Raw genomic sequence first — 26,707 nt, 5'->3', positions numbered from 1 at the left:
AACTCACCTGTGGCGTCCGACAAGCACCACAGCGGTGAGGCCGACGGCAGCCGCACCGAAAAGACCCGCGAGGACCGCCACAATCCACGGTGGCCGTCCGGACGGTCGAATCCTCAGTTCCCCTCGCTCGACGGCCATCTGCCGGTACGCGTCGGCCAACAGGTTGGTCGGACACTCCTTGGCCGCCGTCTCCAGTTGGGAGATCGCCTCTCGATCCTGGCCGGCGTAGTAGGCGGCTAGGCCGGCCCGGTATGTCTGATCGGTCTGGCCCAACCTATTAGCGACACCGGACGACTCGAGCAGCCCTGTTGCGCTCGATGCCGGCAACACCACCCGGGTCGCCCGGTCAGGTCGAGCTTCGTCCTGATCCAGCATCCCGACCACGCGACCGTTCGCGTCCAGGGCCATTCCCCCGTACGACGTGCCTCCGACATCGTCATTGAGTCTGGAAATCGAGAGGGCGCCGCGACGCCCGGTCCCGGTCACGGTCACCAGTTTTGCCTGCGGGCGATACGACGCGGTGCGGAAGTCGGTGTCGTCCGTGCGGAAGCCGACGATCAGAAGTGAGGTCCCGACAGCAGGCTCAGCGGAGGCATTCAACTCCACGGACGGCAGGTCGTTTCGGGCGAGCTTCACCATGACCGTGTTGCCTGCCTCGGCTACCGGGCTGTCGACCAGCTCAGCGAGAATGGCGGGGTCTTCGGTCAGGTTGCCCTTCGCCACGTTCAGTTGCCCATGGATCTGGCTGGCCGGTGGTGATGCCGCGTCGGCGCCGGTGAACTCGGTCTTCGACATGTTGTCCTGGATGTAGGAATCCACCTGCTTGGGGTTGAGTGCCTTCTCCCGCACCAGAATCCGCGCGAGGGTGTCAAGGGCGAGTTGGCGTGCGCTGTCCTCGGCCGGCCTGGCGCACAAGGCGCTGGTAAGAACGTAACCGTCCGGGCTGACGACGAAACCGCTGCAACGACGGCTGAAGATGATCGGGGCGGCACGGAGTGGAGCCTTGGTAGCTGTGTCACGAAGATATCCTGTGAAGACCGCCTCAATGAAGACAAGTGCCGGGGCGGCGGTGGCAAGCGCCCGCTCCTGCGGTCCGTAGGGAGCGCCCTGGGCCCAGGGCCGCAGCCCAAGATCCACGGATGGGGTGGTCGGGAAGACGTCTGTCTCGGCCGGGGTGGCAGGCTTACCGACTCCCGCGGCCGCCCACCAGACGATCCCGCCGGTGGCCGCGACAAGGAGCAGCACGAGCGCCGCGACGACGAACCGGGAGGCGCTGTGCGACTGCGACGTGTCGGGAAACCGGCGCCCGCTGGGCGCGACCGTTGACGACGGCGCCGGTGGCGATCCGGCGGTAGCGGTAGCGGTGCCCCACGATGCCAGAGGCGAGCCGGATATCGGATTTGTCTCACGCTGAACGGACACCGGCGAGGGCTGCTGGTACCGGATCGGGTCGGGTGGACCCGACGCGCCGGAGACCGGGGCGCCCGAACCCGGCGGCGCTGACACCGGCGGCTGTTCGGCCGGCCCTGCCGGCGGCTGGCCCGGCGGTGGTCCGCCGACGGGGGTGGTGACTCCACCGGATGCCGGGACACCAGCGGACGGTGCTGCCGGCTCGGAAGACGGTGTGCGCAGGAAGTCCATGCCGAGGGACTGGAAGAGGCGTTCGGCGCCGGGGCCGCGGCCGACCGAGTACGCCACCCAGGGCTGCTGGGCCGCGAAGTCGGCGTTGACGTACGGCATGTCGCCGCTCTGCGGCTGGGCCATCGTGTTCGCGGCGACCTCGAATGCCTGCCTCCACCGTGGATCGCCGGCCACCGCGGGGTCCAATATGGCGACGGTGAGCATCCGGCCGTACTCGTCCTCTGCGGACCACGCCTTGCCGACGGGGCACTCCCCCACCAGCTCGGTGAATCGGTACGGACCCTCCGGCTGCATGCCCATTCCTCCGTTCGCCCGCCGTGCGGATAGTACCGAGAGTGCGCTCACGTTCCGGCCGCTCATCGACCGGGTCCGCCGGGCCGGGAGGTCGGGCCGATCGTTGCGCTCTGAAAGATTTATTGCATAGAGTCGACACATGAATGAGAGCGGCGCACCCGGACCCGGCGATCGGGTGTTTGACCTGGTCGGGGGCATCCGGCTGACGCCGACCCAGCGGCGCATCGCGCACTGCCTGGTGCAGCACGGCCCGGCCGCGGCGTCGTTCTCGGCGGCCGAGGTGGCCGCGCTGGCCGGGGTGAGCCAGCCGTCGGTGACCCGGTTCGCGGTCGCGCTCGGCCACGACGGCTATCCGGCGCTGCGCCGCCGGCTCCGCGAGGTGATCGCCCCGGGTACGCCGGACGGCGACGGGGAGAACGAACTGCAACGGGCGGTCCGGGTCGAAACGGGCAACCTGGAGCGGTTGGCCACCCAGCTCGCCGACCGGGAGCGGATCGCCGCGGCCGGCGCGACGCTGGCGGCCAGCCGGCCGCTGCCGGTGCTCGGGCTGCGGGCCGCCGCGCCGCTGGCGGCGTACTTCGGCTATTTTGCCGCCAAGGTGCACCCGGACGTGCGGGTGCTGGACGCCGGCGGCACCCTGCTGACCGACCGGCTGGAGCAGGCGACCGCCGCCGGCGCCACCGCGATGCTGGCGTTCGTCCTGCCCCGGTATCCACGGGAGACGCTGGACGCGCTGCGCGACGCGCGGGCCGCCGGCCTCGCCGTGGTGGCCATCACCGACTCGCCGGTCAGCCCGGCGGCCGAGTACGCCCGGGTGGTGCTGCCGGCCGCGGTCGGCACCGATCTCGTCTTCGACCTGCACACCGCCCCGATGACCCTGGCCATGGTGCTGCTCCAGGCGATCTGCGACGCCGCGCCGGCCGACACCCAGGCCCGGCTGGAGGCGTTCGAGGCGTCCGCCGCGCGACGGCAGTTGTTCACCAGCTGACCGCACCGGGCGCCCGGTGCATACCGGGCACGAGAAGGCACCAGACCCGTACCGAGGAGGAGAGCCGATGTCCACGCAGACCCGCGCACCGGCCGGCGGCGTCCGCGCCGCCCGCGGCACCACCCGGACCGCGGCCGGCTGGCCGCAGGAGGCCGCCCTGCGGATGCTGATGAACAACCTGGATCCGGAGGTGGCGGAGCGCCCCGACGACCTGGTGGTGTACGGCGGCACCGGCCGGGCGGCCCGGGACTGGCCCTCGTACCACGCGCTGGTGCGGACGCTGACCACGCTGCGCGACGACGAGACGATGCTGGTGCAGTCGGGCCGGCCGGTGGGGGTGCTGCGCACCCACGAGTGGGCGCCCCGGGTGCTGCTGGCCAATTCGAACCTGGTGGGCGACTGGGCCACCTGGCCGGAGTTCCGCCGGCTGGAACAGCTCGGCCTGACCATGTACGGGCAGATGACCGCCGGCTCGTGGATCTACATCGGCACCCAGGGCATCCTGCAGGGTACGTACGAGACGTTCGCGGCGGTGGCCGCGAAGCGGTTCGGCGGCAGCCTGGCCGGCACGTTGACGCTGACCGCCGGCTGCGGCGGGATGGGTGGGGCGCAGCCGCTCGCGGTGACGATGAACGGCGGCGCCTGCCTGGTCGTGGACGTGGACCGGACCCGGCTGGAGCGCCGGCTGCGGGACCGCTACCTGGACGAGGTGGCCGACTCGCTGGACGAGGCGCTGGACCGGGTGCTGGCCGCCAGGCGGGACCGGCGGGCGCTCAGCGTCGGCGTGGTCGGCAACGCGGCCACGGTCTTCCCGGAGCTGCTGGTCCGCGGGGTCGAGGTGGATGTGGTCACCGACCAGACCAGCGCGCACGACCCGTTGTCCTACCTGCCGGTGGGGGTCGAGCTGGCCGACGCGGCCGAGTACGCGCGGAGCAAGCCGGCCGAGTTCACCGACCGGGCGCGCGCGTCGATGGCCCGGCACGTGGCGGCGATGGTGGGCTTCCTGGACGCCGGTGCCGAGGTCTTCGACTACGGCAACTCGATCCGCGGCGAGGCGAAGCTCGGCGGGTACGAGCGGGCGTTCGACTTCCCGGGGTTCGTGCCGGCGTACATCCGGCCGCTGTTCTGCGAGGGCCGGGGGCCGTTCCGCTGGGCGGCGCTGTCGGGTGATCCGGCCGACATCGCGGCCACCGACCGGGCCATCCTGGAGCTGTTCCCGGAGAACGAGTCCCTGGCCCGGTGGATCCGGCTGGCCGGTGAGCGGGTGGCGTTCCAGGGGCTGCCGGCCCGGATCTGCTGGCTCGGCTACGGTGAGCGGGACCGGGCCGGGGTGCGGTTCAACGAGATGGTCGCCGCGGGCGAGCTGTCCGCCCCGGTGGTGATCGGCCGGGACCACCTGGACTGCGGCAGCGTGGCCAGCCCGTACCGGGAGACCGAGGCGATGGCGGACGGCTCCGACGCGATCGCCGACTGGCCGTTGCTGAACGCGATGGTGAACACCGCGAGCGGGGCGTCCTGGGTGTCGATCCACCACGGCGGCGGGGTGGGCATCGGGCGTTCGATCCACGCCGGGCAGGTGTGCGTGGCCGACGGCAGCGCGCTGGCCGGCCAGAAGATCGAGCGGGTGCTCACCAACGACCCGGCGATGGGCGTGATCCGGCACGTGGACGCCGGGTACGAGGCGGCCGGCGAGGTCGCCCGGCGTACCGGGGTCCGCGTCCCGATGGCCGAAGCGTAGGGAAGGGCCTCTGGTGTCGCATCATCGAACGGAAGATCCGCTCGGCGCCGGGTTCCGGGAGCTGTGGGATCAGCTCGCCCCGGTCGGCCGGGATCCGGACAGCGGCGGCTACCTGCGGTACGCGTTCACCCCGGCCGAGCGGGAGCTGCGAAACTGGTTCGCGGCGCAGGCGAAGCGGCGCGGGATGCCGGTGACCGACGACGGCAACGGCAACCTGTTCGCCTGGTGGGCCGCGCCGGACACCGCCGACGACGGCCCGGCCGCCGAGGCCGGGACCGCGGCCACGGCCCGCGCCGTGCTGACCGGCAGCCACTTCGACTCGGTGCCGCACGGCGGCGGGTACGACGGCCCGCTGGGCATCGTCAGCGCCTTCCTGGCGATCGACGAGTTGCGCCGGGCCGGCACCGTCCCGGTCCGGCCGATCGGAGTGGCCGCGTTCGTCGAGGAGGAGGGCGCCCGGTTCGGCGTACCGTGCCTGGGGTCGCGGCTGCTGGCCGGCGCGTTCGACCCGGACCGGGCGGCCGAGCTGCGCGACGCCGACCGGGTCAGCTTCGCCGAGGCGTTGGGGGCGCGGCCCGCGGGTGCCCGGCCGGACCTGCTGGCCCGGGTCGGGGCGTACCTGGAACTGCACGTGGAGCAGGGCCGCGCGCTGGCCGGCGGGGCCGCGCCGGTCGGCGTGGCCAGCGCGATCTGGCCGCACGGCCGGTGGCGGTTCGAGTTCGACGGCGAGGCCAACCACGCGGGTACGACCCGGATGGCCGACCGGCGCGACCCGATGCTCACCTACGCGTTCACGGTGCTGGCGGCGAACAAGGAGGCCCGGCTGCGCGGTGCGCACGCCACGATCGGCCGGGTACGCGTCGAGCCGAACGCCACGAACGCGGTCCCCGGCCGGGTCACCGGCTGGTTGGACGCCCGCGCGGCCGAGCCGGCGGTGCTGGACGAGCTGGTCGAGGCGGTACGCGCCAAGGCGGCCGACCGGGCGCGGCGGGACGGTACCGGGTTGACCGTGGTGGCCGAGTCGACAAGCCCGCTGGTGGCCTTCGACGACGACCTCGGCGCTCGGCTGGCCCGGCTGCTCGGCGCGCCGGTGCTGCCCACGGCGGCCGGGCACGACGCGGGGGTGCTGGCCGGGCAGGTGCCGACGGCGATGCTGTTCGTGCGCAATCCGACCGGGGTGTCGCACTCCCCCGCCGAGCACGCCACCGAGGCGGACTGTGTGGCCGGGGTGCGGGCGCTGGCCGGGGCGCTGGCGGAGCTGGCATGCCGGTGACCCGCTACCACGCCGAGTACGCCTGGCTGCCGCCCGCGCCGCCCGGCCCTGGCGGGGCGCCGCCGTTGGCCGGTGGTGCCGCGGCAACGGCGGCCAACGGCGCCGAGCCGGTGGCGGACGTGCTGATCGAGGTGGACGGGGACCGGTTCGGGACGGTCACGCCGGGGGTCGGCGGCCCGCCGGCCGGGGCGGTCCGGCTGCCCGGACTCACCCTGCCCGGGTTCGCCAACGCGCACTCGCACGCCTTCCACCGGGCGTTGCGCGGGCGCACGCACGGCGGTCGCGGCGACTTCTGGAGCTGGCGCAACCTCATGTACGCGGTGGCCGACCGGCTCGACCCGGACAGCTACCTGGCGCTGGCCCGCGCCGCGTACGCGGAGATGGCGCTGGCCGGGGTCACCTGCGTGGGCGAGTTCCACTACCTGCACCACGGGCCGGGCGGGCGGCGCTACCACGACCCGAACGCGATGGGCGCGGCCCTGCTGGCCGCCGCCGCCCAGGCCGGGATCCGGATCACCCTGCTGGACACGGTCTACCTGAGCGCGTCGGTGGACGGCCGGCCGCTGACCGGGCCGCAGCTGCGGTTCTCCGACGGGGACGCCGAGGGCTGGGCCGAGCGGGTCGGCGCGTTCGGACCCGCACCGGGCCAGGTCCGGCTCGGCGCGGCGATCCACTCGGTGCGGGCCGTACCGGCCGGCCAGCTCGCGGTGGTGGCGGCCTGGGCGGCGGAGCGGGGCTGCCCGCTGCACCTGCACCTGTCCGAGCAGCCCGCGGAGAACGCGGACTGCCGGGCGGCGTACGGCCGCAGCCCGGCCGAGCTGCTGGCCGAGCACGGGGTGCTCGGCCCGGCCACCACCGCCGTGCACGCCACCCACGTCACCGACACCGACCGGGCGCTGCTCGGCCGCTCGGGGACCGGGGTGTGCCTGTGCCCCAGCACCGAGCGGGACCTGGCCGACGGCATCGGCCCGGCCCGGGACCTCGCCGACGCCGGCAGCCCGTTGAGTCTGGGCAGCGACAGCCACGCCATCATCGACCCGTTCGAGGAGGCCCGCGGGATGGAACTGGACGAACGGCTGCGCAGCGGCGTCCGCGGCCACTTCGGCCCGGGCGAGCTGCTCCATGCCGCGACCGCGGCCGGGCACGCCGCGCTGGGCTGGCCCGACGCCGGCCGGATCGCCCCCGGCCAGCGCGCCGACCTGGTCACCGTGCGGTTGGACGGCCCGCGCACCGCCGGCGTACCCCCGGCGGGGGTGTTCTTCGCGGCCACCGCCGCGGACGTGGACCGGGTGGTCGTGGACGGCCGGGTGGTGGTGAGCGGCGGGCGGCACGTCGGCCTCGACGTGCCGGCCGACCTGCGCGCCGCCATCCGCGAGGTCCGCTCATGAGCAGCCTGCTTGTCGACAACATCGGTGAGCTGGTCACCAACGCCCCACGCGGGGACGGGGACGGTCCGCTGGGACTGCGCCGCAACGCGGCCGTGCTGGTCGAGGACGGCCGGGTCGTCTGGCTGGGGCCGGCCCGGTACGCCCCGGCCGCCGACCGGCGGATCGACGCGGGTGGCGGCGCCGTGCTGCCGGGCTTCGTGGACAGCCACGCGCATCTGGTGTTCGCCGGCGACCGGGCCGGCGAGTTCGCGGCGCGGATGGCCGGCCGGCCGTACACCGGGGGCGGCATCCGGACCACGGTGGCCGCCACCCGGGCGGCGGACGACGACACCCTGCGCGCCACCGTGCGCCGGCTGCGCGCGGAGGCGCTGGGCCAGGGCACCACGACCATGGAGATCAAGAGCGGGTACGGGTTGACCGTGGCCGACGAGGTGCGTTCGCTGCGGATCGCCGGCGAGAGCACGGACGAGACGACGTTCCTCGGCGCACACGTGGTTCCGCAGGAGTACGCCGACCGGCCGGACGACTACGTGGGCCTGGTCTGCGGGCCGATGCTGCGGGCGGCCACCCCGTACGCGCGGTGGATCGACGTGTTCTGCGAGCGGGGCGCCTTCGACGTGGACCACGCGCGGGCCATCCTCACCTGCGGCCAGGCGGCCGGGTTGGGCGTGCGGGTGCACGCCAACCAGCTCGGCCCCGGGCCGGGGGTCCAACTCGCCGTGGAGCTGGGCGCGGCCAGCGCCGACCACTGCACCCACCTGGATGAGGCGGACGTGGCCGCGCTGGCCGGCTCGGCGACGGTGGCGACGCTGCTGCCCGGCGCCGAGTTCTCCACCCGGTCGCCGTACCCGGACGCGCGCCGGCTGCTGGACGCGGGCGCGACGGTGGCCCTGGCGACCGACTGCAACCCCGGCTCGTCGTACACCTCGTCGATGGCGTTCTGCGTGGCGCTGGCCGTACGGGAGATGCGGATGACCCCGGCGGAGGCGGTCTGGTCGGCGACCGCCGGCGGCGCGCGGGCGCTGCGCCGCGACGACGTGGGGGTGCTGCGCGTCGGGTCCCGCGCCGACCTGCTGGTCCTCGACGCGCCGTCCCACCTGCACCTGGCCTACCGGCCGGGGGTGCCACTGATCCACCGGGTCCTGCACAACGGAGTACCGCAGTGAGTGAGCGAAGCGAGACGAACGAACGGCCGGACGTGGTGACCGTGCTGCCCTCCGGGGTCGGTCCGGCCGACGTGCTCGCCGTGGCCCGCGCCGACGCCCCGGTGCGGCTCGACCCGGCCGCCGTCGAGGCGATGACCGCCAGCCGGTCCATCGTGGACGCCATCGAGCGGGACGGCCGGCCGGTGTACGGGGTCTCCACCGGCTTCGGCGCGCTCGCCAACACCTCCATCGCGCCGGAGCGCCGGGCCGAGCTGCAACACGCGCTGATCCGCTCGCACGCGGCCGGGGTGGGCGCGCCGATGCCGCGCGAGGTGGTCCGGGCCATGCTGCTGCTGCGGCTGCGGTCGCTGGCCATGGGGCGTTCCGGGGTACGCCCGCTGCTGGCCCGGTCGCTGGTGGAGTTGCTGAACTCCGGCATCACGCCGTGGGTGCCGGAGCACGGCTCGCTGGGCGCGTCCGGTGATCTGGCGCCGCTGGCGCACTGCGCCCTGACGCTGCTGGGCGAGGGCTGGGTGCTCGGCCCGGACGGGTCGCGGCGGGACGCGGCGCCGGCGCTGGCGGCGGCCGGGCTGCGCCCGGTCGAGCTGGCGGCCAAGGAAGGGCTCGCGCTGATCAACGGCACCGACGGGATGCTCGGGATGCTGCTGCTGGCCATCGCGGACGCCCGGCACCTGCTGGTGATGGCGGACGTGACGGCGGCCCTGTCGATCGAGGCGATGCTCGGTTCGGAGCGGCCGTTCCTGGCCGAGTTGCACGCCATCCGCCCGCACCCCGGGCAGGCCGCCTCGGCGGCCAACATCTCCCGGCTGCTGCGCGATTCGGCCATCATGGACTCGCACCGGGACGATCTCGCGCACGCGGTGCAGGACGCGTACTCGATGCGCTGCGCGCCGCAGGTGGCCGGCGCCGCCCGGGACACCCTCGCGTTCGCCGGTACGGTGGCCGACCGGGAACTGCGCTCGGTGGTGGACAACCCGGTGGTGTTGCCGGACGGCCGGGTGGAGTCGACCGGGAACTTCCACGGGGCGCCGCTCGGGTTCGCCGCGGACTACCTGGCGATCGCGCTGGCCGAGGTGGGCGCCATCGCCGAGCGCCGGGTGGACCGGCTGCTGGACGTGGCCCGCAACCGGGACCTGCCGGCGTTCCTCACCCCGGATCCGGGGGTGAACTCGGGGCTGATGATCGCCCAGTACACGGCGGCCGGCATCGTGGCGGAGAACCGCCGGCTCGCGGCGCCGGCCTCGGTGGATTCGCTGCCGACCAGCGGCATGCAGGAGGATCACGTCTCGATGGGCTGGGCGGCCACCAAGAAGCTGCGCACGGTGCTGGACAACCTGACCAGCCTGCTCGCGGTGGAGCTGCTGGCCGCCGTACGCGGGCTCCAGCTGCGCGCCCCGCTGCGGCCGTCCCCGGCCGGCCGGGCGGCGTGCGCGGCGGTGGCCGACCGGATCGGCGCGCCGGGTCCGGACATCTTCCTGGCGCCGGCCATGGAGGCGGCCCGGACGGTGGTCGCCGGCACCGGCCTGCGGTCCGCGATCGAGGACGATATCGGCCCGCTCGGCTGAGCGAAAGCACCCATTCTCGCCAGATGTTACGAGAAAGGAGAATTTTTCGTTCCGGTATCGCATCGCGCCCCGGCCCGGCCCGGGGCGGGCGCACACTGGGACGGTGGAACCTGGAGACGTTGCCGGCGCCCGGGCCGGGGCGCGACCGCTGGCGGGAAGCGTGCCGATCTCCATCGCCGTGCTGGCGTACGCGCTGTGCGCCGCGCTGGCCCGGCCGCTGACCCTGCCCGCCCTGGTCGCCGTGCTGCTGCCGGGCGTCCCGCTGGCCTGGTACGGGGTGCGCCGCGGCCCGCGTACCTCGACCCGGGCCGGCCGGCGCACGGCCGTGACCTGGCTGGGCCTCGGGGTGACGTTCTGCCTGTGGGAGTTGGCCGCGTTCCTGACCGGGAACAACGCCGCGCACCCGACGTTCAGCATGCTCGCCGATCCGGTGCTGGCCGACTATCCGGGCCGGGTGGCCGGCTATCTGCTCTGGGTCGGCACCGGAGCGTGGCTGGTGCGGCGATGAGCACCCGGACGCTCACCATCACCGGCTTCCTCATCGTGCTCTCGGTGATGATCGCGGTGGACCTGACCGCCCGGCTGCTGCGCCGGAACGGGCCGCGCCGCTGGCCGGCACCGCTCGGTACGGCGCTGAGCGCGGCGCTGCGCAGCACCGTGGGCCGGTTGCTGGTGTTCGGCTGGTGGCTCTGGATCGGCTGGCACTTCCTGGCCCGCTGACCCCGCCGGACCGACGGCAAGGGCCCCGGGCGTCCGGGGCCTTTTCGGGTACGGGGTGGATCAGCCCCGAGGACTGAGCGGTCCGCCCAGCCGGCTCGGCCGCCGTCGCCGTCGCCGTCGTTGTCCGCTGTCCGCTGTGCGTTGTCCGCTGTGCGTTGTCCGCTGTGCGTTGTCCGCTGTGCGCTGTGCGTTGTCCGCTGTGCGCTGTCCTCGGGGGTCGGGCGTGGCGCCCGCCAAAAGCGATGGCCTCTGCTGTTGTCATACCTGAGAGTCATTTTTATGACTCTCAGGTATAGACATCAAAAAGGACATCGCTTTCAGCCGCCGCCGAACTTTCAGCCGCCGCCGAACTTTCAGCCGCTACCTAGGTCAGTTCCTTGGCGATGACCTTGCCGAGCGCGCGCAGGGCACGGCCCCGGTGGCTGATCTGGTCCTTCTCCGCCGGGGTCAGCTCGGCGTTGGTCCGGTCCTGGCCCTCGCCCACGAAGATGGGGTCGTAGCCGAAGCCGTTGGTCCCGCGCGGCGAGCGGATCAGCCGGCCCTGCTGCCGCCCGTCCACCAGATGCTCCCGGCCGCCGGGCAGCACCAGCGTCGCGGCACAGACGAACGCGGCGCCCAGATGCTCGTCCGGCACGTCGGCGAGCTGCGCCAGCACCAGTTCCAGGTTGGCCTGGTCGTCGCCGTGCCGGCCGGACCAGCGGGCGCTGAACACCCCGGGCATCCCGTTCAGCGCGTCGACCGCCAGGCCGGAGTCGTCGGCCACCGTGGGCAGGCCGGTCCGGCGACAGCCCTCCCTGGCCTTGATCAGCGCGTTCTCCCCGAAGGTGAGGCCGGTCTCCGGTACGTCGGCGTAGTCGGGAAACTCGGCGAGGCTCACCAGTTCGATCCGTCCCGAGCCGAGCTGCCCGTCCAGGACGCGCTGGAGTTCGACGAGCTTCTTGGCGTTCGCGGTGGCCAGCAGGAGGCGGCTCATCCGGCCAGCGCCTTCCGCTGCGCCTCGGTCAGCGTGGCGCAGCCGGCCACCCCGAGGTCCAGCAGGGCGTCCAGCCGGTCCCGGCCGAACACTCCCGCCTCGCCGGTGCCCTGCACCTCCACGAAGTCCCCGGTGCCGGTGCAGACGACGTTCATGTCCACCTCGGCCGCCACGTCCTCCTCGTAGCAGAGGTCGAGGCGGGGTTCGCCGGCGATGACCCCGACGCTGACCGCGGCGACCGAGCGGTGCATCACCCGCTCGACCGGGGCGGCCAGGGCGCGGCGACCGGCCAGCCAGCTCACCGCGTCGTGCAGCGCCACGTACGCCCCGGTGATGGCCGCGGTCCGGGTGCCGCCGTCGGCCTGCAACACGTCGCAGTCGAGCACCACCGAGTTCTCGCCGAGGGCCTTGAGGTCGATGCAGGCCCGCAGGCTGCGACCGATGAGCCGGGAGATCTCGTGGGTCCGGCCGCCGACCCGGCCCTTGATGCTCTCCCGGTCCGAACGGGTGTTCGTGGCCCGGGGCAGCATCGCGTACTCGGCGGTGACCCAGCCCAGCCCGGAACCCTTCCGCCACCGCGGAACGCCCTCGGTGACGCTCGCCGTGCAGAGCACCCGGGTGTCGCCGAACTCGACGAGGACGGAACCCTCGGGATGCCGGCTCCAGTCCCGCAGAAGCCGTACCGGTCGGAGTTCGTCGGGCCCTCGCCCGTCTGGTCGCGCCATGCGCCCACTTTATGTGCCGGCGGCGCCCGCCGCCCGAGGGGCCTCGGCGAGCACGGCGCGGTAGTGGCCGATCAGCTCGTCGCCGACCGCGGACCAGCTCCGGCCCGCGACCCCGGACCGGGCCGCCCGCCCGTACTCGCCGCGCCGCCGCGGGTCCGCGGCCAGCGCCGCCACCGCGGCGGCGATGGCCGACCCGTCCTCGGGCGGCACCAGCACGCCGGTCACGTCCGGTACGACCAGGTCGGTGGGACCGCCGGCCGCCGGGGCGACCACCGGCAGGCCGCTCGCCTGCGCCTCCTGGATCGTCTGCCCGAAGGTCTCGTGCGGCCCCGTGTGCACGAAGACGTCCAGGCTGGCGTAGAGCCGGGCCAACTGGTCGCCCTGCCGGACGCCGAGGAACACCGCGCCGGGCAGCGCCCGCTGCACGTCCCGGCGGGACGGACCGTCGCCGACGATCACGACCCGTACCCCCGGCAGCCGGCACGTCTCGGCGAGCAGCTCCACCCGCTTCTCCGCGGCGAGCCGCCCGACGTACCCGACCAGCAGTTCACCGCCCGGCGCGAGCGCGCGGCGCAGCAGCCCGTGCCGCCTGGCCGGGTCGAACCGCACGGTGTCCACGCCCCGCCGCCACAGCCAGACCCGGTCGATGCCGTGGTCGACCAGGTCGGTGGCCGCGGCGGTGGACGGCGCCAGCGTGCGGTGCGCGGCGTTGTGGATGGTCCGCAGCCGCCGCCAGGCGGCGGCCTCGCCCCAGGCCAGGCCGTACGCGCGGGCGTAGGCCGCGACATCGGTCTGGTACACCGCCAGCATCGGCAGGCCGCGCTGCCCGGCCAGCGTCGCCGCCCGGCCGCCGAGCACGAAGGGACTGGCCAGGTGCAGCACGTCCGGCGCGTGCTCGGCCAGCGCCTCGCCGAGTTTCGGGCCGGGCAGCCCCAGCCGGAAACCCCGGTACCCGGGCAGCGCGATGCTGGGCACCCGCACCACCGGGCAGGGTTGCCGGCCGCCTGCCGGCTCCCCCGGGCCGACCGACGCCGGCGCCACGACCATCGGCTGGTGGCCGCGCCGGATCAGGTGCTCGACGGTACGCACCACCGAGTGCGCCACGCCGTTGACATCGGGTGCGAACGACTCCGTGACGATCGCGATTCGCATGCGCACACGGTGGACCGGCCGCCGGTGCACCGGGCGACCCCGGGCTGACCAGCCGGGAAACAGTGCGGCACATTCGTACCGGCGGTTTCGTACCGGCGGTCGCCGCGGGCGGATCAGATGTCGTAGCCGGCGCCCGGCCGGACCACCTCGATGGGTCCGGCAAAGGCGGAGGTGGCCGCCTCCCGGGTCATCGCCTCGCTGCCCCAGGCGGCGACGAGGTGGGTGAGCAGCAGCCGGCCCACCTCCGCCTTGGTGGCGGTCTCCCCGGCCTCCCGGCCGGTCAGATGGATGTCGGGCGGGTTGTCCTCACCGTCGAGGTAGCTCGCCTCGCAGAGGAACACGTCGGCGCCCTGAGCCAGCCGCAGCAGCGCGTCGCACGGCGCGGTGTCCGCCGAGTAGCACAGCGAGCGTCCCTGGTGCTCCAGCCGGACGCCGTACGTCTCGACCGGGTGGTTGACCCGGTCGACCGTGACGGTGAACGGACCGATCGGGAAGCTGCCCGGCTGGAGCCCGTAGAAGGTGTAGACGTCCTCCACCCCCTCGGCCTCCTGGCTGTAGGCGGCGGCGATCCGGTCCGGCGCCCCGGCGGGGGCGTACACCGGAAGCGGCGGGTAGGGGCCGTTCGGGGCGTACCGCCGGACCACCACGTAGTCGACGGCGTCGGAGATGTGGTCGCAGTGCAGGTGGGTCAGCAGGATGGCGTCCACGGCCGACAGCCCGGCATACCGTTGCAGGGCCGACAGCGAGCCGGAGCCGAAATCGACCAGGAGCCGGAAACCGTCCGCCTCGACCAGATAGGCCGAGCACGCGGCCTCGGGGCCGGGAAAGCTCCCGGCACAACCCAGGATGGTCAGTCGCATCCGACATTCCCACGATTACTCTTAGTGATCACGCTGCCACCAGGTATCAGCGCTGTCGGCATCGGCGGCGTGTCGTTCACGAGGCGCAGCCTACGCCCGAAGCTCTCGCGGCAAGAACGATCCGTTCCCAGATGTCGCCAAGGTGACACCCCACAGATCCGGGTTCCGCCGTTACGCCCCGTTACCGCATTCCGTTGCATTCTCTGAGGAATGTCAGGTCCGTCGGACGTTCGGACGTCGGCGACGGTAACGGTGGTGGCACCGACGGGAGGACCAGTGGTGGCGGCCGAGCCCCAGCGGGAAGATCTGCACACTCCGGCGTCGCCGCCCGCGCTGCGGTCCGCCGTACCGGCGCCGGAGCCGCCGGGCGGCTCCCAGGGCGAGCGTGCGGCGGAGCTTTCCTCGCTCACGGAGTTGCCGGCGCCGGCGCCGGCCGCGGAGCTTCCCGTGCCGCACCGGGCCCACCGGGCCGGCTCGTCCGCGAAGCGGCCGGTCATCCGCGGCCTGCCGCTGCCGCCGCCCCCGCTGCCCGGCTTCGAGCAGCCGTTCCCGATCCAGCGGGTGGACTCCGTGGGGGCCAGCGACCGGATGCTCGGGCTGTGCGGCTGGGCGACCGGGATCGGGGTGCTGGGCACGGCGGCGGCGATCCGCGGTCTGGTCGCCATCCGCGCCGGCACCGCGCCCGGCTGGTACGAACCGACGCTGGCCACCGTCGGCCTGGCCGCGGTCGTGTGCACGGTCGCGGCCTTCACGCTGGTACGCCGGGCCCGGCTGCCGTGGCTGCTGCTGTCGCTGGCGACGGTGCCGCTGCTGGTGAACGTGGGGCTCACCGTCGGCGTGCTGTGACCCGGCGGCGGCTCACGCCCAGAGCTGCCCCTCCAGCGCGTCCTCGGCCTCGGCCAGGCTGCCGCCGTAGGCGCCGGTGGACAGGTACTTCCACCCGCCGTCCGACACCACGAACGCCACGTCGGCCCGACGGGCGTCCCGGACCGCCTGATGCGCCACGGCCAGGGCGGCGTGCAGGATCGCGCCGGTCGAGAACCCGGCGAAGATGCCCTCGACCTCGACCAGTTGCCGGGTGCGCAGCACGGCGTCCCGGGTGCCGACCGAGAAGCGCCGGGTCAGCACGGTGGCGTCGTACAGCTCCGGGACGTACCCCTCGTCGATGTTGCGCAGGCCGTAGACCAGCTCGCCGTACCGCGGCTCGGCGGCGATGATCTCGATGCCCTCGACCTTCTCCCGCAGGTAGCGGCCGGTGCCCATGAGCGTCCCGGTGGTGCCGAGGCCGGCAACGAAGTGCGTGATGGTGGGCAGGTCCTCCAGCAGTTCCGGCCCGGTCGTCTCGTAGTGCGCCCGGGCGTTGCTCTGGTTGCCGTACTGGTAGAGCATGACCCAGTCGGGATGCTCCGCCGCCACCTGCTTGGCCGTGGCGACCGCCTGGTTCGACCCGCCGGCCGCCGGCGAAAAGATGATCTCCGCGCCGTACATCCGGAGCAGTTGCACCCGCTCGGCCGACACGTTCTCCGGCATCACGCAGACCAGCCGGTATCCGCGCAGCTTGGCCACCATGGCCAGGGAGATGCCGGTGTTGCCGCTGGTCGGTTCGAGGATCGTGGCGCCCGGGCGGAGCCGGCCGGCGCGCTCGGCCTCCCGCACCATGAACAGCGCGGGCCGGTCCTTCACGCTGCCGGTCGGGTTGCGGTCCTCCAGCTTGGCCCAGAGCCGTACCGGGGGCGCGCCCTCCGGTACGACCGGGGAGAGCCGGGGCAACCCCACCAGCGGAGTGCCCCCGCACGCGTCGAGCAGGCTGTCGTACCTGGCCATGGCGACCGCCGTCAGCGCGTGGCGAGACGCTGACCGCGCAGCGCGGCCACGGCGGCGAAGCCGAAGGCGCCGCCGGCCACCGCCGGCAGGATCGTCACGGTGTCGCCGTCGGACAGCTTCGCGTCCAGCGCGCCGAGGAACCGCACGTCCTCGTCGTTGACGTACACGTTGACGAACCGGTGCAGGGCGTCGGCGTCGGTGACCAGGCGACCGCGCAGGCCGTTGTGCCGCGAGTCGAGGTCGGCGAGCAGGTCGCGCAGGCTGTCACCGCTGCCCTCGACGACCTTGGCACCGCCGGTGTAGTTGCGCAGGATGGTAGGGATCCGAACTTCGATGGCCATGGTGGGTGTGCTCCTCAGACGACAGGGTTGACTACGGGACGGGGCCGGACGGAAGCGTCAGCGGCCCGAACACTCGTAGTCGACCGTCGCCGGGCTCTGCCCGAACATGTAGGACTGGACGGCGTGCTGGTCCACGCCCGGGTCGAGGATCCGGACCGGCTCCTCGGTCACCTGGCCGTCCGCGATGCGGTAGGAGCGGATCTCGGCCTGCTCCGGATCGCGGGTGGAAACCAGCAGATAGTGCGCACCGGGCTCGCCGGCGAAGGAGATGTCGGTGCGCGACGGGTAGGCCTCGGTCGCGGTGTGGGAGTGGTAGATGACGACCGGCTCCTCGTCCTGGTCGTCCATCTCCCGCCACACCCGAAGCTGCTCCATCGAGTCGAACTCGTAGAAGGTCATCGATCGGGCGGCATTTTCCATCGGAATGTGCCGGGTGGGGGAATCCTGGCCGACGGGGCCGGCCACCACCCCGCACGCCTCGTCCGGATGGTCCCGCCGGGCGTGCGCCACGATCGCGTCGATGATTCCGCGGTCGATGCTCAGCACGTGCCCCAGCCTACCGTCTGCCGCGCCGTCCGTAACGTGGGTGACGTCACGCGGAGTTCATCGACACCGCCGACGCCTACCACCTGCACGCCGGCGAGGTGGGTCACAACGAGTCCCTGATCGCCCGGGGGCTGGCCAGCTACGGCGGGGACACCACCGGCGTGCTGGTCGCCACCAAGGGCGGCCACCTGCGCCCCGGCGACGGAAGCTGGACCGTCGACGGCTCGCCGGCACACCTGCGGGAGGCATGCGAGGCCTCGCTCAAGCGCCTCGGCGTGGAGGCCATCGGGCTGTACCAGTTCCACCGGCCCGACCCCGACGTCCCGTACGCCGACTCCATCGGCGCCGTCCGTGACCTGGTGGACGCCGGCAAGGTACGGATGGCCGGCATCTCCAACGCGAACCCGGACCAGATCCGCCAGGCCCGGGACATCCTCGGCGACCGGCTGGTCTCGGTGCAGAACCAGTTCTCCCCCGCCTTCCGCGGCTCCGAGCCCGAGCTGGCGCTCTGCGACGACCTCGATCTCGCGTTCCTGCCCTGGTCGCCGTTTGGCGGCAGCGCCCGCGCGACCGAGCTGGGCGGCCGGCTGGCCGCCTTCGGCGAGGTGGCCAGGGAGCACGGCGTGAGCCCGCAGCAGGTGTGCCTGGCCTGGATGCTCGCCAAGTCGCCGCGGGTGATCCCGATCCCCGGGAGCAGCCGCCCGGAAACCATCCAGGATTCGGCCGCCGCCGCCGACCTGACCCTCTCCGGCGACGAGTACGCGGCGCTCGACGCCGCCTGAGCGACCCGCACGACCAGCCGGCCGTCCTGTGGTTCCCGCCGCGCGGCGGGAACCACAGGACGGCCGGCCCGGGGCCGGTCGTTGTGAAGGTGGTCCTAGTCGAGCAGCGCGTTGAGCAGGGACTCCTGGAGATAGCCGAGGTAGGCGTAGACCGACAGCTGGAAGACCCGGGACGAGTTCGGGTCCGCCAGCAGCGCCCGGTCCAGTTCGGCGCCCAGGTCGGTGCCGTCGGTGATCTCCAGCCGTACCCCCATGGCCAACCGGGCGTCGTTGAGCGCCCGCAGCCACGCCTCGGCGGCCTCGGCGTCCAGGCAGACGTCCCCGGCGCCGTCCGGCGGCAGGGCCGCGAGAATCGCGCCCGCCTGGTCGATCTTCCCGGTCTTCAGGTCGCCCTCGGTGTACCGGCGGAACTCCTCGGTGTCGCCCGGGTCCTCCGGGTAGGCCGCCGGGAACAGCCGGCCGACCACCGGGTCCCCGTGGTCGAAGCCGTCGGTGAGCAGCCCCACCACCTCACCGGCCACCTTGCGCAGCACCTTGGCCTCGTCCGGGGCGAAGGTGGCGACGTACTGGCCCTCCCGGCGCCGGAACATGCTCACGACCGGTCCACCGTGGCCCACAGCCCGTACGAGTGCAGTTGGGCCGCGTCGTACTCCATCCGTTCGCGGGCGCCGCTGGAGACGATGGCCCTGCCCTTGTGGTGGACGTCCAGCATCAGCTTCTCGGCCTTCTCGTGGCTGTAGCCGAACAGCTTCTGCAGGACCCACGTGACGTAGGACATCAGGTTGACCGGATCATCCCAGACGATCGTCACCCAGGGCCGGTCCGGGGCCGGTAGATCGTCCGTGCCCGGCGTCTCGACCGGGGCAACCTGTGGAGCCGCCATGTCCCCCATGGTGCCACCGCGACCGCGGCTGCGCGGAGGCGGAGCGCCAGCCCGGCGCCGGGCGGGTCCGGCCAGCACGTCAGGCGAGCAGGATGCCGTGGTCCACGGCGTCGGCCAGCACCGCGGTCAGCGACAGCCGGACCGCCTCGAACCGCCGGGCCACCTCCCGCCCCAACTCCACCTCGATCTCCCGGAGCGCGCGTTGCAGCCAGGACCGTGCCCGGCCCGGGTCGGCGTTGCCCGGGTTGCGCCACAGCTGGTAGCAGCCCCCGGAGAGCGCCACCCCGATCGACGGCAGCGGGCCGGACTCGGTGCCCGGGAAGGCGGCCAGCGCGGCCACCGCCCCGGCGCCGGTGACCACGGCCACCCCGCCGGTGCTGGTGACCAGCAGCACCCGGTCCAGATCCCGGGCCGCGCGGTCGTCGGCGAAGCCCCGCCGTACGGCGGCGACGATCCGCCTCCGCACGCCCTCGTCCGGGGCCTCGCCGAAGACCGTGCCGGCCGCCTCGTCCAGCGCCGCCGCGACGGTCTCGTCCCCGCCCCGCACCGCGGCGAGCGACAACGCCTCCAGTTCGCGGTCCAGCACCTCCGGCAGTCCGGCCGGGCCGACGCCGAAGATGACCTCCTGCACGCAGCGCAGGTGGATGTTGGCCAGCTCGATGGCGAGTCGCTGCCGGAGCCGGTGCGCCCCGGTGCGCAGGCTGCGGTCCAGCTGGTCCGACCAACCCGACTCGTAGCCCTCCGGGGCGACCGGCACGGCCCGGGAGGCTACCGAAATCGGCGGCAGGTTCCGGCCGACGCGGGCCAGCCCCTCCCGACCGGCCCACTCGATCAGCGCCCGGCGCAGGTAGGCGACGTCGCCGGTGAGCGGATCCACCCCGAACCACGGGCACTCGGCGAGCGCCGGAACCTGGGCCTCCACGGCCGCCCGCAGGCGCCGCTCCGCGGCCGCCACCGGGTCGCCGCCCGAGCTGGCACCGGCCCGGTGGCTGGGCGGCGCCCAGCCGGAGGTCTCGGGCAGCACCGCGAAGAAGACCGTGCAGCCCGCGTCGGCCGCCCCGGCCAGCAGGTCCAGGTCCGACCGGACCAGCCGGGCGGCGACCGGAAGCACGAACAGCAGCGCGCCGCCGCGCCGGGCCGCGTCCAGCACGATGCGCTTACCGGCCACACCGAGCCGGTCGGTGTCCGGGGTGTCGACCACCTGGAAGTGCCGCAGCAGCGGGTCCGGCAGCGTCGCGGTCACCCGGCGCGGTGGGCGGGCCGGCACCGGTCCGCCGCCGGAGCCGTCCGTGTACGCGTGCGGCTGCCGGTAGCCCGGGATGTGCGCGGCGGTGCCCGCGTCCGAGCCGTGGCTGACCACGAGGAACCCGACGCCCGGCGCCGGGGCGGCCGGCACCTCGCCGACCAGGGCGGTGACCAGCGCCTCCCGGAGGTCTCCGGCCGGACCGGCGAGTATCACAGCGATGGATTCGTCAGGCACGGCCTCAACCGCCTTGGCGCGGATCCGGAGTGGAGCACCGTCGGGCCGGCGTGGCGTCGGCAGCGCGGCGGTGTCCCTGCCACGCGACGTACCGAGCTGACTCGACCTCACGTTCGCCTCCTGTGCGCAAGCCGTCGGCCGGGAGCGAGCCGCCGCACCCGGGCCGGGCGACCGACCGCGGACCCGAACCACCGCCGGGGCCGACCCCGGGTGCGGCGCCCGACATTCGAACCGTATGTGGGCAGGCACGGGAGCCACGAGCAGTCCGGCTACTCAGCGACTACTGTGGGGATACTCAACTTCTCCGTAACCGGACGAGCACGCGGTGGAATTTTCATCGATATGCTGACCTGGTGGGACCATGGAGCTTCGTTGGCCGGGCAGCCGAACTCAACCGCCTGATCGTCGCCGCGAGCGGCGGCACCGGACGGGGCATCTTCTTCAGCGGGACGGCCGGCATCGGCAAGAGCCGGCTGCTGCGCGAGGGGGTCGCGGCGCTGCCGACCGACAAGTACGCGGTCTGGTCCGCCTCGGCGAACATCGCCACCGCCGGTCTCCCCTTCGGCGGGTTGGCCCAGGTGCTGCCCACCGACCAACCGCCCGGCCTGTCGCCGGCCGGAATCCTGCGCTGGGCGGTCGACGCGCTGCACCAGCAGGCCGCCGGCCGCCCGATCGTGCTGGCCATCGACGACGCCCACCTGCTCGACCCGTCCTCCGCCGCGCTTGTCTACCTGATCGCCCGCTCCGATGACGCGACGGTGCTCGGCACGTTGCGCAACGGCGAGCAGGTGCCGCTGCCGATCCGTGCACTGTGGACGGACGACCTGGTGGAGTACGCCGAGCTGGCCCCGTTCACCCCCGCGGACACCCGGGCGCTGCTGTCGGCGATCCTCGCCGGCCCCGTCGACGACGTCTCCACCGACCGGTTGCACCGGCTCTCCGCCGGCAACGCCCTGCTGCTGCGGGAACTCGTGATCGCCGCGCAGGCCGGCAACGAGATGTCCCAGACCTACGGGGTGTGGCGCTGGACCGGCCGGCTGGAGCTGGCGCCCAGCCTCAACGACCTGATCGACGCGCGCATCGGGCAGCTCGAACTCGGGGTGCAGGCGGTGGTCGAGTTCGTGGCCCTCGGCGAGCCCATCGGGCTGGAACTGCTCAACCGGGCCACCGATCCTCGGGACGTGGAACTCGCCGAGGAACGGGCGCTGATCACCGTCATGCAGCACGACCGGCGCTCCGACGTGCGGCTCGCGCATCCGCTGTACGGCGAGGTGGTCCGGCAGCGCTGCCCGGTGACCCGGACCCGGCGGCTGAAGGCGCACCTGGCCGACCTGATCGAGCAGGCCGGCGCCCGCCGCCGGGACGACCTGTTGCGGGTCGCGGTGTGGCGGCTGGACTCCGGCACCGCGCAGGTGCCCTCCCTGCTGATCGCGGCGGCCGGTCAGGCGTTCGGCCAGTACGACGTGCCGCTTGCCGCGCGGCTGGCCCGGGCCGCGCTGTCCGCCGGCGGCGGGTACGACGCGGCCGAACTGCTGGCCACCATCCTGATGTTCAGCGACCAGCCCGAACAGGCGCTGGAGGTGCTCGACGGGGTCGCCGCCGAGGTGACCACCGATCGGCGCCGGGCACGCCAGCTCACCGTGCGCGCCATGATCTCCTACTGGGGTCTGCGCGACGCGTCCACGGTGGAGCGCATCGCCGCCGCCGCCGGGGAGCTGTCCGATCCGGCCGACCGGGCCCGGGTGCTCGCCTTCGAGGCGATCATGCGACTGCACGGGATGGACTTCACCGAGGCGGTCCGGATCAGCCGGGCGGTCCTGGACCGGCCGGCGGCCACGGTCGCCGCCCGCGGGCTGGCCCGGTGCACCATCGCGCACGTGCAGGCCGCGCAGGGTCACTTCGAGCTGAGCGCCCGCGCGGTGGCCGGGGTCGCGGCCGACGCGGGCCAGTGGCGGGCGGACATGCCGTACCTCCAACTCGCCCTGGAGCTGGCCCGCGGCACCGGGCTGGTGCTCTCCGGCGACCTCGCGGGCATCGACGCCATCGCCGCGGACGAGTTCGCCGACCTCGCCGACGCCGGGGACTTCCGGCTGGGTACCGGCTACCTGTCGATCGTGCGCGCCCAGGCGGCCCGGCTGCGCGGGCAGACCGGCGACGCGCTGCGGACCAGCCTCGGCGCCTGCGCCGTGCTGAGCAACAGCCCCGCCTACACCAGCCTGGCCCAGTGCGAACGGGCGCAGGCGGCGGCCCTGCGCGGCGACGTGCCGCAGGCCGTGGAGGCGATGGCCGAGTCGGACAGCGCACACATGCCGGACATGGCGGTGCTGTACCCGTGGCGGGAGCAGGCCCGGGCCGCGGTGCTGACCGCCCAGGGCGAGACCGAGGCCGCGATCGGGGTGCTGCGGGCGCTCGTGACCCGGCTGTGGACCGACGGTTTCGCCGGGCACGAGGTGCACGCCCTGCATGACCTGGTCCGGCTCGGCGCCGCCGACCTTGAGGTCGGACCCGAGGATCCGGACGGCCCGCGGATGGCGGTGATGCGGCGGCTGACCATGCTGACCGAGGTCGTCGACGGTCCGCTTCCGCCGCTGCTGGCCCGGCACGCCCGCGCCGCCGCCATGCGGTCCGGCGCCGGCCTGCTCACCGTCGCCGACGAGTTCGCCGCCGCGGGTCTGCACCTGTACGCGGCGGAGGCCGCCGCCACCGCCGTGGCCCGGCTGCGCGAGGAGCGGTGCAGCACGGCGAACCCGGCCAACCTGCGGCTGGGCGAGCTGTTGCAGCGCTGCGACCTGGTCCGCACCCCCGCGCTGTGGAGCCGGCAGCCGGTGCTCACCGAGCGGGAGCGGGAGATCGCCACGCGGGCCGCCGACGGCACCCCGAGCCGGGGCATCGCCGAGCAGCTCTACCTGTCGACCCGGACGGTGGAGAACCATCTCCAGCGGGTCTACAGCAAGCTCGGCATCACCGGCCGCAGCGAGCTGGGCGCCGCGCTGCGCGCGCTGCCCGACCCGGACGGCCGGGTCGGGCGTCGTGACTAGGACGCCGCGGAGTCCGGCCGGCGTCCGACCGGCGTCCGACCGGCGTCCGACCGGCGTCCGACCGGCGTCCGAATCGGGCCGCCCTGGTCCCGGTTTAGGCTAGCCGGGTGATCGCATCCCGCCCCGCGCTGCTGACGGATCATTACGAACTGACCATGATCGGCGCCGCCCTGCGCGACGGGACGGCCGACCGGCGTTGCGTCTTCGAGGTGTTCGCCCGCAAGCTGCCGGCGGGGCGCCGGTACGGCGTGGTGGCCGGCACCGGCCGGCTGCTGGAACTGCTCGCGGACTTCCGGTTCGACGAGGCGGACGTGGCGTACCTGCGCGAGCGCGGCGTGGTGGACGAGCAGGCCGCGGAATGGCTGGCCGGCTACCGGTTCACCGGCGACATCGACGGGTACGCCGAGGGCGAGCTGTTCTTCCCGGGCTCACCGATCCTCACCGTCTCCGGCACGTTCGCCGAGGCGGTGGTGCTGGAGACGCTGGTGCTGTCGGTGCTCAACCACGACTGTGCGGTGGCCGCGGCGGCGGCCCGGATGGTGACGGCCGCACGCGGGCGCCCACTGATCGAGATGGGGTCCCGGCGCGCCCACGAGGAGGCCGCGGTGGCCGCCGCCCGTGCGGCGTACCTGGCCGGTTTCGGCGCCACGTCCAACCTGGCGGCCGGCCAGCGGTACGGCATACCCACCGCCGGCACCGCGGCGCACGCCTTCACGCTGCTGCACGACGACGAGCGGACCGCCTTCGAGACCCAGGTGAAGGCGCAGGGCCGGGACACCACGCTGCTGGTCGACACGTACGACATCAGCGCCGGCATCCGGAACGCCGTCGCGGTGGCCGGGCCGGATCTGCGGGCCGTCCGGATCGACTCCGGCGACCTCGCGGTGATCGCCCAGCAGTCCCGCGAGCTGCTCGACTCGCTCGGCGCCGCCGAAACGAAGATCATCGTCTCGGGCGACCTGGACGAGCACTCGATCGCCGCGCTCGCGGCCGAGCCGGTGGATTCCTACGGCGCCGGCACCTCCGTGGTGACCGGCTCCGGTGCGCCCACCGCGCACCTGGTCTACAAGCTGGTCGAGGTGGACGGCCGCCCGGTGGTCAAGCGGTCGGAGAACAAGGCCACGGTGGGCGGGCGGAAGGTCGCCGTGCGGCGGCACAAGCCCACCGGCACCGCGACCGAGGAGATCATCGTCTCGCAGGGGGTGCCCGAGCACCGGCCGGGCGACCGGATGCTGCAACGGTCGTACGTGGTCGCCGGCGATCCGGTGGCGGGCGTCGACCTGGCGGCCGCCCGGGAGCACCTGCGGCAGGGCCTGATCTCGATCCCCTGGGAGGGGTTGAAGCTGTCTTCCGGTGATCCGGCCATCCCGGTCACCGTCGTACCCGCGGAGGGAGTGGGCCGATGAGCCGGGCGCTGGTCATCGTCGACGTACAGAACGACTTCTGTGCCGGGGGGTCGCTGCCGGTGTCCGGCGGCGCCGCCGTGGCGGCCGCCGTCTCCCGGCTGCTGGGTGCCCCGGTGGAGCGCTGGGCGCACGTGGTGGCGACCAAGGACTACCACATCGACCCGGGCGACCACTTCGGCGATCCGCCGGACTACCGCACCTCCTGGCCCCGGCACTGCGTGGTCGGCACGCCGGGCTCGGACTTCCACCCCGAACTGGACACCGGGCGCATCGAGGCGGTGTTCCACAAGGGCGAGTACGCGGCCGCGTACTCCGGGTTCGAGGGGCACACCGCGGAGGGCGAGCCGCTGGACCGGTGGCTGCGCCGGCACGACGTGGACGCCGTGGACGTGGTCGGCATCGCCACCGACCACTGCGTGCGGGCCACGGCGCTGGACGCGACGCGGGCCGGCTTCGCCACCACGGTGCTGCTGGACCTGACCGCCGGGGTGGCGGCGGACACCACCCGGGCGGCGCTGGTCGAACTCGCCGCCGCCGGGGTGGCCCTGGACGGGACCCCGGTGGTGGACGCCGGCTGAGCCGGCCTCCCGCGGCCCCCGGGCGGCACCGGATGTGATCTGGGCGAAACCGGTGCCCCGCTGTCGGTGCCAGCAGCGATGATGGCTGCGGAGGTAACGACAGCCCATGATTCTCGCTCCGTACCGCGCCGTGCTCGCCCTGCCCGGCGTCCGGCCGCTGCTGCTCGTGGCGATCCTGGCCCGGATGCCGATGACGGCCGCCGGCGTGACGCTCACCCTGCACGTGGTCTTCGACCTGCGTCGGGGGTACGCGGCGGCCGGCCTGGTGGCGGCGGCCCTGACCGTGGGCGCCGCGCTGGGCGCGCCGCTGCTGGGCCGGCTGGTGGACCGGCACGGGCTGCGCCCGGTCCTGTTGCTCTGCACCACGGCCGAGGCGCTGTTCTGGTCCACCGCGTCCCTCGCGCCGTACCCGGTGCTGCTGGTCGCCGCCGTCTTCGGCGGGCTGTTCGGGCTGCCGGTGTTCTCGGTGGTCCGGCAGTCCCTCGCCGCGCTCGCCCCGGTGCCGCACCGCCGGCAGGCGTACGCGCTGGACTCGATGTCGGTCGAGCTGTCCTTCATGATCGGCCCGGCCCTCGCCGTGCTGCTGGCCACCGCGGCCTCGGCCCGGGTGGGGATGCTCGCGGTCGGCTCCGGCGCGGTCGCCGCCGGCGTGGCGATGCTGGTCCTCAACCCGCCGGTCCGGACCGCGGACGAGCCGACCGACGGCCCGGTGCGGATCGGTCGCCGGGACTGGTTCACCAGCCGGCTGGCCGCGGTGCTGCTGGTGAGCGCGGCGGCCACGCTGGTGCTCGGCGGCACCGACGTCTCGGTGGTGGCGGTGCTGCGGGCCGCCGGCCAGGTCGGCTGGACCGGCGCCGTGCTGGCCCTGTGGGCGGTGTTCTCGCTGCTGGGCGGCTTCGCGTACGGCGCCGCGCGGCGTTCCATGCCACCGCTGCTGCTGTCGGCCCTGCTCTGCCTGCTCACCATCCCGGTCGGGCTCGGCGGCGGTCACTGGTGGCTGCTGTGCCTGGCGCTCTTCCCGGCCGGGGTGCTCTGCGCGCCGACCATGGCGGCCACGGCGGACGCGGTCAGCCGGATGGCGCCGCCCGCGGTGCGCGGTGAGGCGATGGGGCTGCACGGCTCGGCCATCACGGTCGGCGTCGCGCTCGGCGCCCCGCTGGCCGGTGCCGTGATCGACGCCTCGGCGCCGGTCTGGGGCTTCGCCGCGACCGGCGCGGTCGGGCTGGCCGCGGTGCTGGCCACCCGGCTGTGGAGCGGCGCCGGGTCGGCCCGGGACCACCCGGTCGACGACGGCGGGCGCCGGTCCCGATCGACGAGTCCGGCGCCCAGCTGAGCCTGGTGGCGGC

The 26,707-nt window shown here is 74.1% G+C and carries 25 protein-coding genes; 14 read left to right on the top strand and 11 right to left on the bottom strand.

Going from position 1 to position 26,707, the window contains the following annotated elements; translation table 11 throughout:
* Nucleotides 1-3: 3 nt before the first annotated feature.
* Nucleotides 4-1,935: a trypsin-like peptidase domain-containing protein gene (locus CIK06_RS06135; protein WP_157756628.1), complete on the bottom strand. Its 1,932-nt coding sequence runs from the start codon at nt 1,933-1,935 to the stop codon at nt 4-6.
* A gap of 139 nt (nt 1,936-2,074) precedes the next feature.
* Here CIK06_RS06135 and CIK06_RS06130 point away from each other — a divergent pair, with 139 nt between their 5' ends.
* The 8 genes from CIK06_RS06130 (at nt 2,075) to CIK06_RS06095 (ending at nt 10,773) form a co-directional block, all read left to right on the top strand.
* A complete protein-coding gene (locus CIK06_RS06130) occupies nt 2,075-2,923 on the top strand; it encodes a MurR/RpiR family transcriptional regulator (RefSeq protein ID WP_095564005.1) in 849 nt (282 codons plus the stop codon).
* Nucleotides 2,924-2,990: 67 nt separating this feature from the next.
* Complete coding sequence (gene hutU, locus CIK06_RS06125; protein ID WP_095564004.1) at nt 2,991-4,661, top strand: urocanate hydratase; 1,671 nt, start codon at nt 2,991-2,993, stop codon at nt 4,659-4,661.
* Nucleotides 4,662-4,674: 13 nt separating this feature from the next.
* Nucleotides 4,675-5,934 (top strand): allantoate amidohydrolase, encoded by a 1,260-nt coding sequence (locus tag CIK06_RS06120; RefSeq protein WP_369916106.1) that lies wholly within the window; start codon nt 4,675-4,677, stop codon nt 5,932-5,934.
* A complete protein-coding gene (locus CIK06_RS06115) occupies nt 5,931-7,322 on the top strand; it encodes a formimidoylglutamate deiminase (protein ID WP_369916179.1) in 1,392 nt (463 codons plus the stop codon). Before CIK06_RS06120 ends, CIK06_RS06115 begins: the two co-directional genes overlap by 4 nt.
* Nucleotides 7,319-8,488 carry an imidazolonepropionase gene (gene hutI / locus CIK06_RS06110; RefSeq protein WP_095564001.1) on the top strand — a complete coding sequence of 390 codons (1,170 nt, stop codon included), beginning with the start codon at nt 7,319-7,321 and terminating at the stop codon, nt 8,486-8,488. Before CIK06_RS06115 ends, hutI begins: the two co-directional genes overlap by 4 nt.
* A 32-nt stretch (nt 8,489-8,520) precedes the next feature.
* On the top strand, nt 8,521-10,053 hold the full coding sequence (gene hutH, locus CIK06_RS06105) for a histidine ammonia-lyase (protein WP_095567607.1): 1,533 nt from the start codon (nt 8,521-8,523) through the stop codon (nt 10,051-10,053).
* Between the two features lie 103 nt (nt 10,054-10,156).
* The gene (locus CIK06_RS06100; protein WP_157756627.1) at nt 10,157-10,561 is read left to right on the top strand and encodes a hypothetical protein; all 405 of its coding nucleotides are present in this window, start codon (nt 10,157-10,159) and stop codon (nt 10,559-10,561) included.
* Nucleotides 10,558-10,773, top strand: coding sequence for a DUF6186 family protein (locus CIK06_RS06095; protein ID WP_095563999.1), 216 nt, complete (start codon nt 10,558-10,560; stop codon nt 10,771-10,773). Before CIK06_RS06100 ends, CIK06_RS06095 begins: the two co-directional genes overlap by 4 nt.
* A 364-nt stretch (nt 10,774-11,137) precedes the next feature.
* Here CIK06_RS06095 and rdgB read toward each other — a convergent pair whose 3' ends face one another.
* From rdgB to CIK06_RS06075, 4 genes are all read right to left on the bottom strand, one after another.
* Nucleotides 11,138-11,746: an RdgB/HAM1 family non-canonical purine NTP pyrophosphatase gene (rdgB, locus tag CIK06_RS06090; RefSeq protein ID WP_095563998.1), complete on the bottom strand. Its 609-nt coding sequence runs from the start codon at nt 11,744-11,746 to the stop codon at nt 11,138-11,140.
* Nucleotides 11,743-12,471, bottom strand: coding sequence for a ribonuclease PH (gene rph / locus CIK06_RS06085; RefSeq protein ID WP_095563997.1), 729 nt, complete (start codon nt 12,469-12,471; stop codon nt 11,743-11,745). Before rph ends, rdgB begins: the two co-directional genes overlap by 4 nt.
* A gap of 9 nt (nt 12,472-12,480) precedes the next feature.
* Complete coding sequence (locus CIK06_RS06080; RefSeq protein ID WP_095563996.1) at nt 12,481-13,623, bottom strand: glycosyltransferase family 1 protein; 1,143 nt, start codon at nt 13,621-13,623, stop codon at nt 12,481-12,483.
* A 113-nt stretch (nt 13,624-13,736) separates the two neighbouring features.
* Nucleotides 13,737-14,483: an MBL fold metallo-hydrolase gene (locus CIK06_RS06075; RefSeq protein ID WP_095563995.1), complete on the bottom strand. Its 747-nt coding sequence runs from the start codon at nt 14,481-14,483 to the stop codon at nt 13,737-13,739.
* Between the two features lie 279 nt (nt 14,484-14,762).
* Here CIK06_RS06075 and CIK06_RS06070 point away from each other — a divergent pair, with 279 nt between their 5' ends.
* Entirely contained in the window at nt 14,763-15,329 is a 567-nt protein-coding gene (locus tag CIK06_RS06070) for a hypothetical protein (protein WP_157756626.1), read from the top strand.
* 12 nt (nt 15,330-15,341) lie between these two features.
* On the opposite strand, the gene CIK06_RS06065 is transcribed toward CIK06_RS06070, so the two are convergent.
* The 3 genes from CIK06_RS06065 to CIK06_RS06055 are packed head-to-tail and all read right to left on the bottom strand — an operon-like array spanning nt 15,342 to nt 17,194.
* Nucleotides 15,342-16,307, bottom strand: a complete 966-nt coding sequence (locus CIK06_RS06065) for a PLP-dependent cysteine synthase family protein (RefSeq protein ID WP_095563993.1) — start codon at nt 16,305-16,307, stop codon at nt 15,342-15,344.
* A gap of 11 nt (nt 16,308-16,318) precedes the next feature.
* The gene (locus tag CIK06_RS06060) at nt 16,319-16,648 is read right to left on the bottom strand and encodes a MoaD/ThiS family protein (protein ID WP_095563992.1); all 330 of its coding nucleotides are present in this window, start codon (nt 16,646-16,648) and stop codon (nt 16,319-16,321) included.
* A gap of 57 nt (nt 16,649-16,705) precedes the next feature.
* Nucleotides 16,706-17,194: a Mov34/MPN/PAD-1 family protein gene (locus CIK06_RS06055; RefSeq protein ID WP_095563991.1), complete on the bottom strand. Its 489-nt coding sequence runs from the start codon at nt 17,192-17,194 to the stop codon at nt 16,706-16,708.
* Between the two features lie 98 nt (nt 17,195-17,292).
* Between CIK06_RS06055 and CIK06_RS06050 the strand changes: the two genes are divergently transcribed.
* Nucleotides 17,293-17,976: an aldo/keto reductase gene (locus CIK06_RS06050; protein WP_232534045.1), complete on the top strand. Its 684-nt coding sequence runs from the start codon at nt 17,293-17,295 to the stop codon at nt 17,974-17,976.
* Between the two features lie 95 nt (nt 17,977-18,071).
* Here CIK06_RS06050 and CIK06_RS06045 read toward each other — a convergent pair whose 3' ends face one another.
* The 3 genes from CIK06_RS06045 to CIK06_RS06035 form a co-directional block, all read right to left on the bottom strand.
* Nucleotides 18,072-18,566, bottom strand: a complete 495-nt coding sequence (locus tag CIK06_RS06045; protein ID WP_198348278.1) for a DUF2017 domain-containing protein — start codon at nt 18,564-18,566, stop codon at nt 18,072-18,074.
* Nucleotides 18,567-18,568: 2 nt separating this feature from the next.
* Nucleotides 18,569-18,859: an ATP-dependent Clp protease adapter ClpS gene (clpS, locus tag CIK06_RS06040; RefSeq protein ID WP_095567605.1), complete on the bottom strand. Its 291-nt coding sequence runs from the start codon at nt 18,857-18,859 to the stop codon at nt 18,569-18,571.
* A gap of 79 nt (nt 18,860-18,938) precedes the next feature.
* Nucleotides 18,939-20,339 carry a hypothetical protein gene (locus tag CIK06_RS06035; protein WP_157756625.1) on the bottom strand — a complete coding sequence of 467 codons (1,401 nt, stop codon included), beginning with the start codon at nt 20,337-20,339 and terminating at the stop codon, nt 18,939-18,941.
* Nucleotides 20,340-20,692: 353 nt separating this feature from the next.
* On the opposite strand from CIK06_RS06035, the gene CIK06_RS06030 reads away from it, so the two are divergent.
* The 4 genes from CIK06_RS06030 to CIK06_RS06015 all read left to right on the top strand — a co-directional run bounded on the left by CIK06_RS06030 (nt 20,693) and on the right by CIK06_RS06015 (nt 26,694).
* Entirely contained in the window at nt 20,693-23,377 is a 2,685-nt protein-coding gene (locus CIK06_RS06030; RefSeq protein ID WP_095563988.1) for a LuxR C-terminal-related transcriptional regulator, read from the top strand.
* A 155-nt stretch (nt 23,378-23,532) separates the two neighbouring features.
* Nucleotides 23,533-24,783 (top strand): nicotinate phosphoribosyltransferase, encoded by a 1,251-nt coding sequence (locus CIK06_RS06025; protein WP_232534254.1) that lies wholly within the window; start codon nt 23,533-23,535, stop codon nt 24,781-24,783.
* Nucleotides 24,780-25,361, top strand: a complete 582-nt coding sequence (locus CIK06_RS06020; RefSeq protein WP_095563986.1) for an isochorismatase family protein — start codon at nt 24,780-24,782, stop codon at nt 25,359-25,361. Before CIK06_RS06025 ends, CIK06_RS06020 begins: the two co-directional genes overlap by 4 nt.
* 106 nt (nt 25,362-25,467) lie before the next feature.
* Nucleotides 25,468-26,694, top strand: a complete 1,227-nt coding sequence (locus tag CIK06_RS06015; RefSeq protein ID WP_095563985.1) for an MFS transporter — start codon at nt 25,468-25,470, stop codon at nt 26,692-26,694.
* Nucleotides 26,695-26,707: the final 13 nt, after the last annotated feature.

Origin of the sequence: Plantactinospora sp. KBS50 (genome assembly GCF_002285795.1) — a bacterium.
Classification (GTDB): domain Bacteria; phylum Actinomycetota; class Actinomycetes; order Mycobacteriales; family Micromonosporaceae; genus KBS50.
This window is presented reverse-complemented; position numbering and strand designations above follow the sequence as displayed.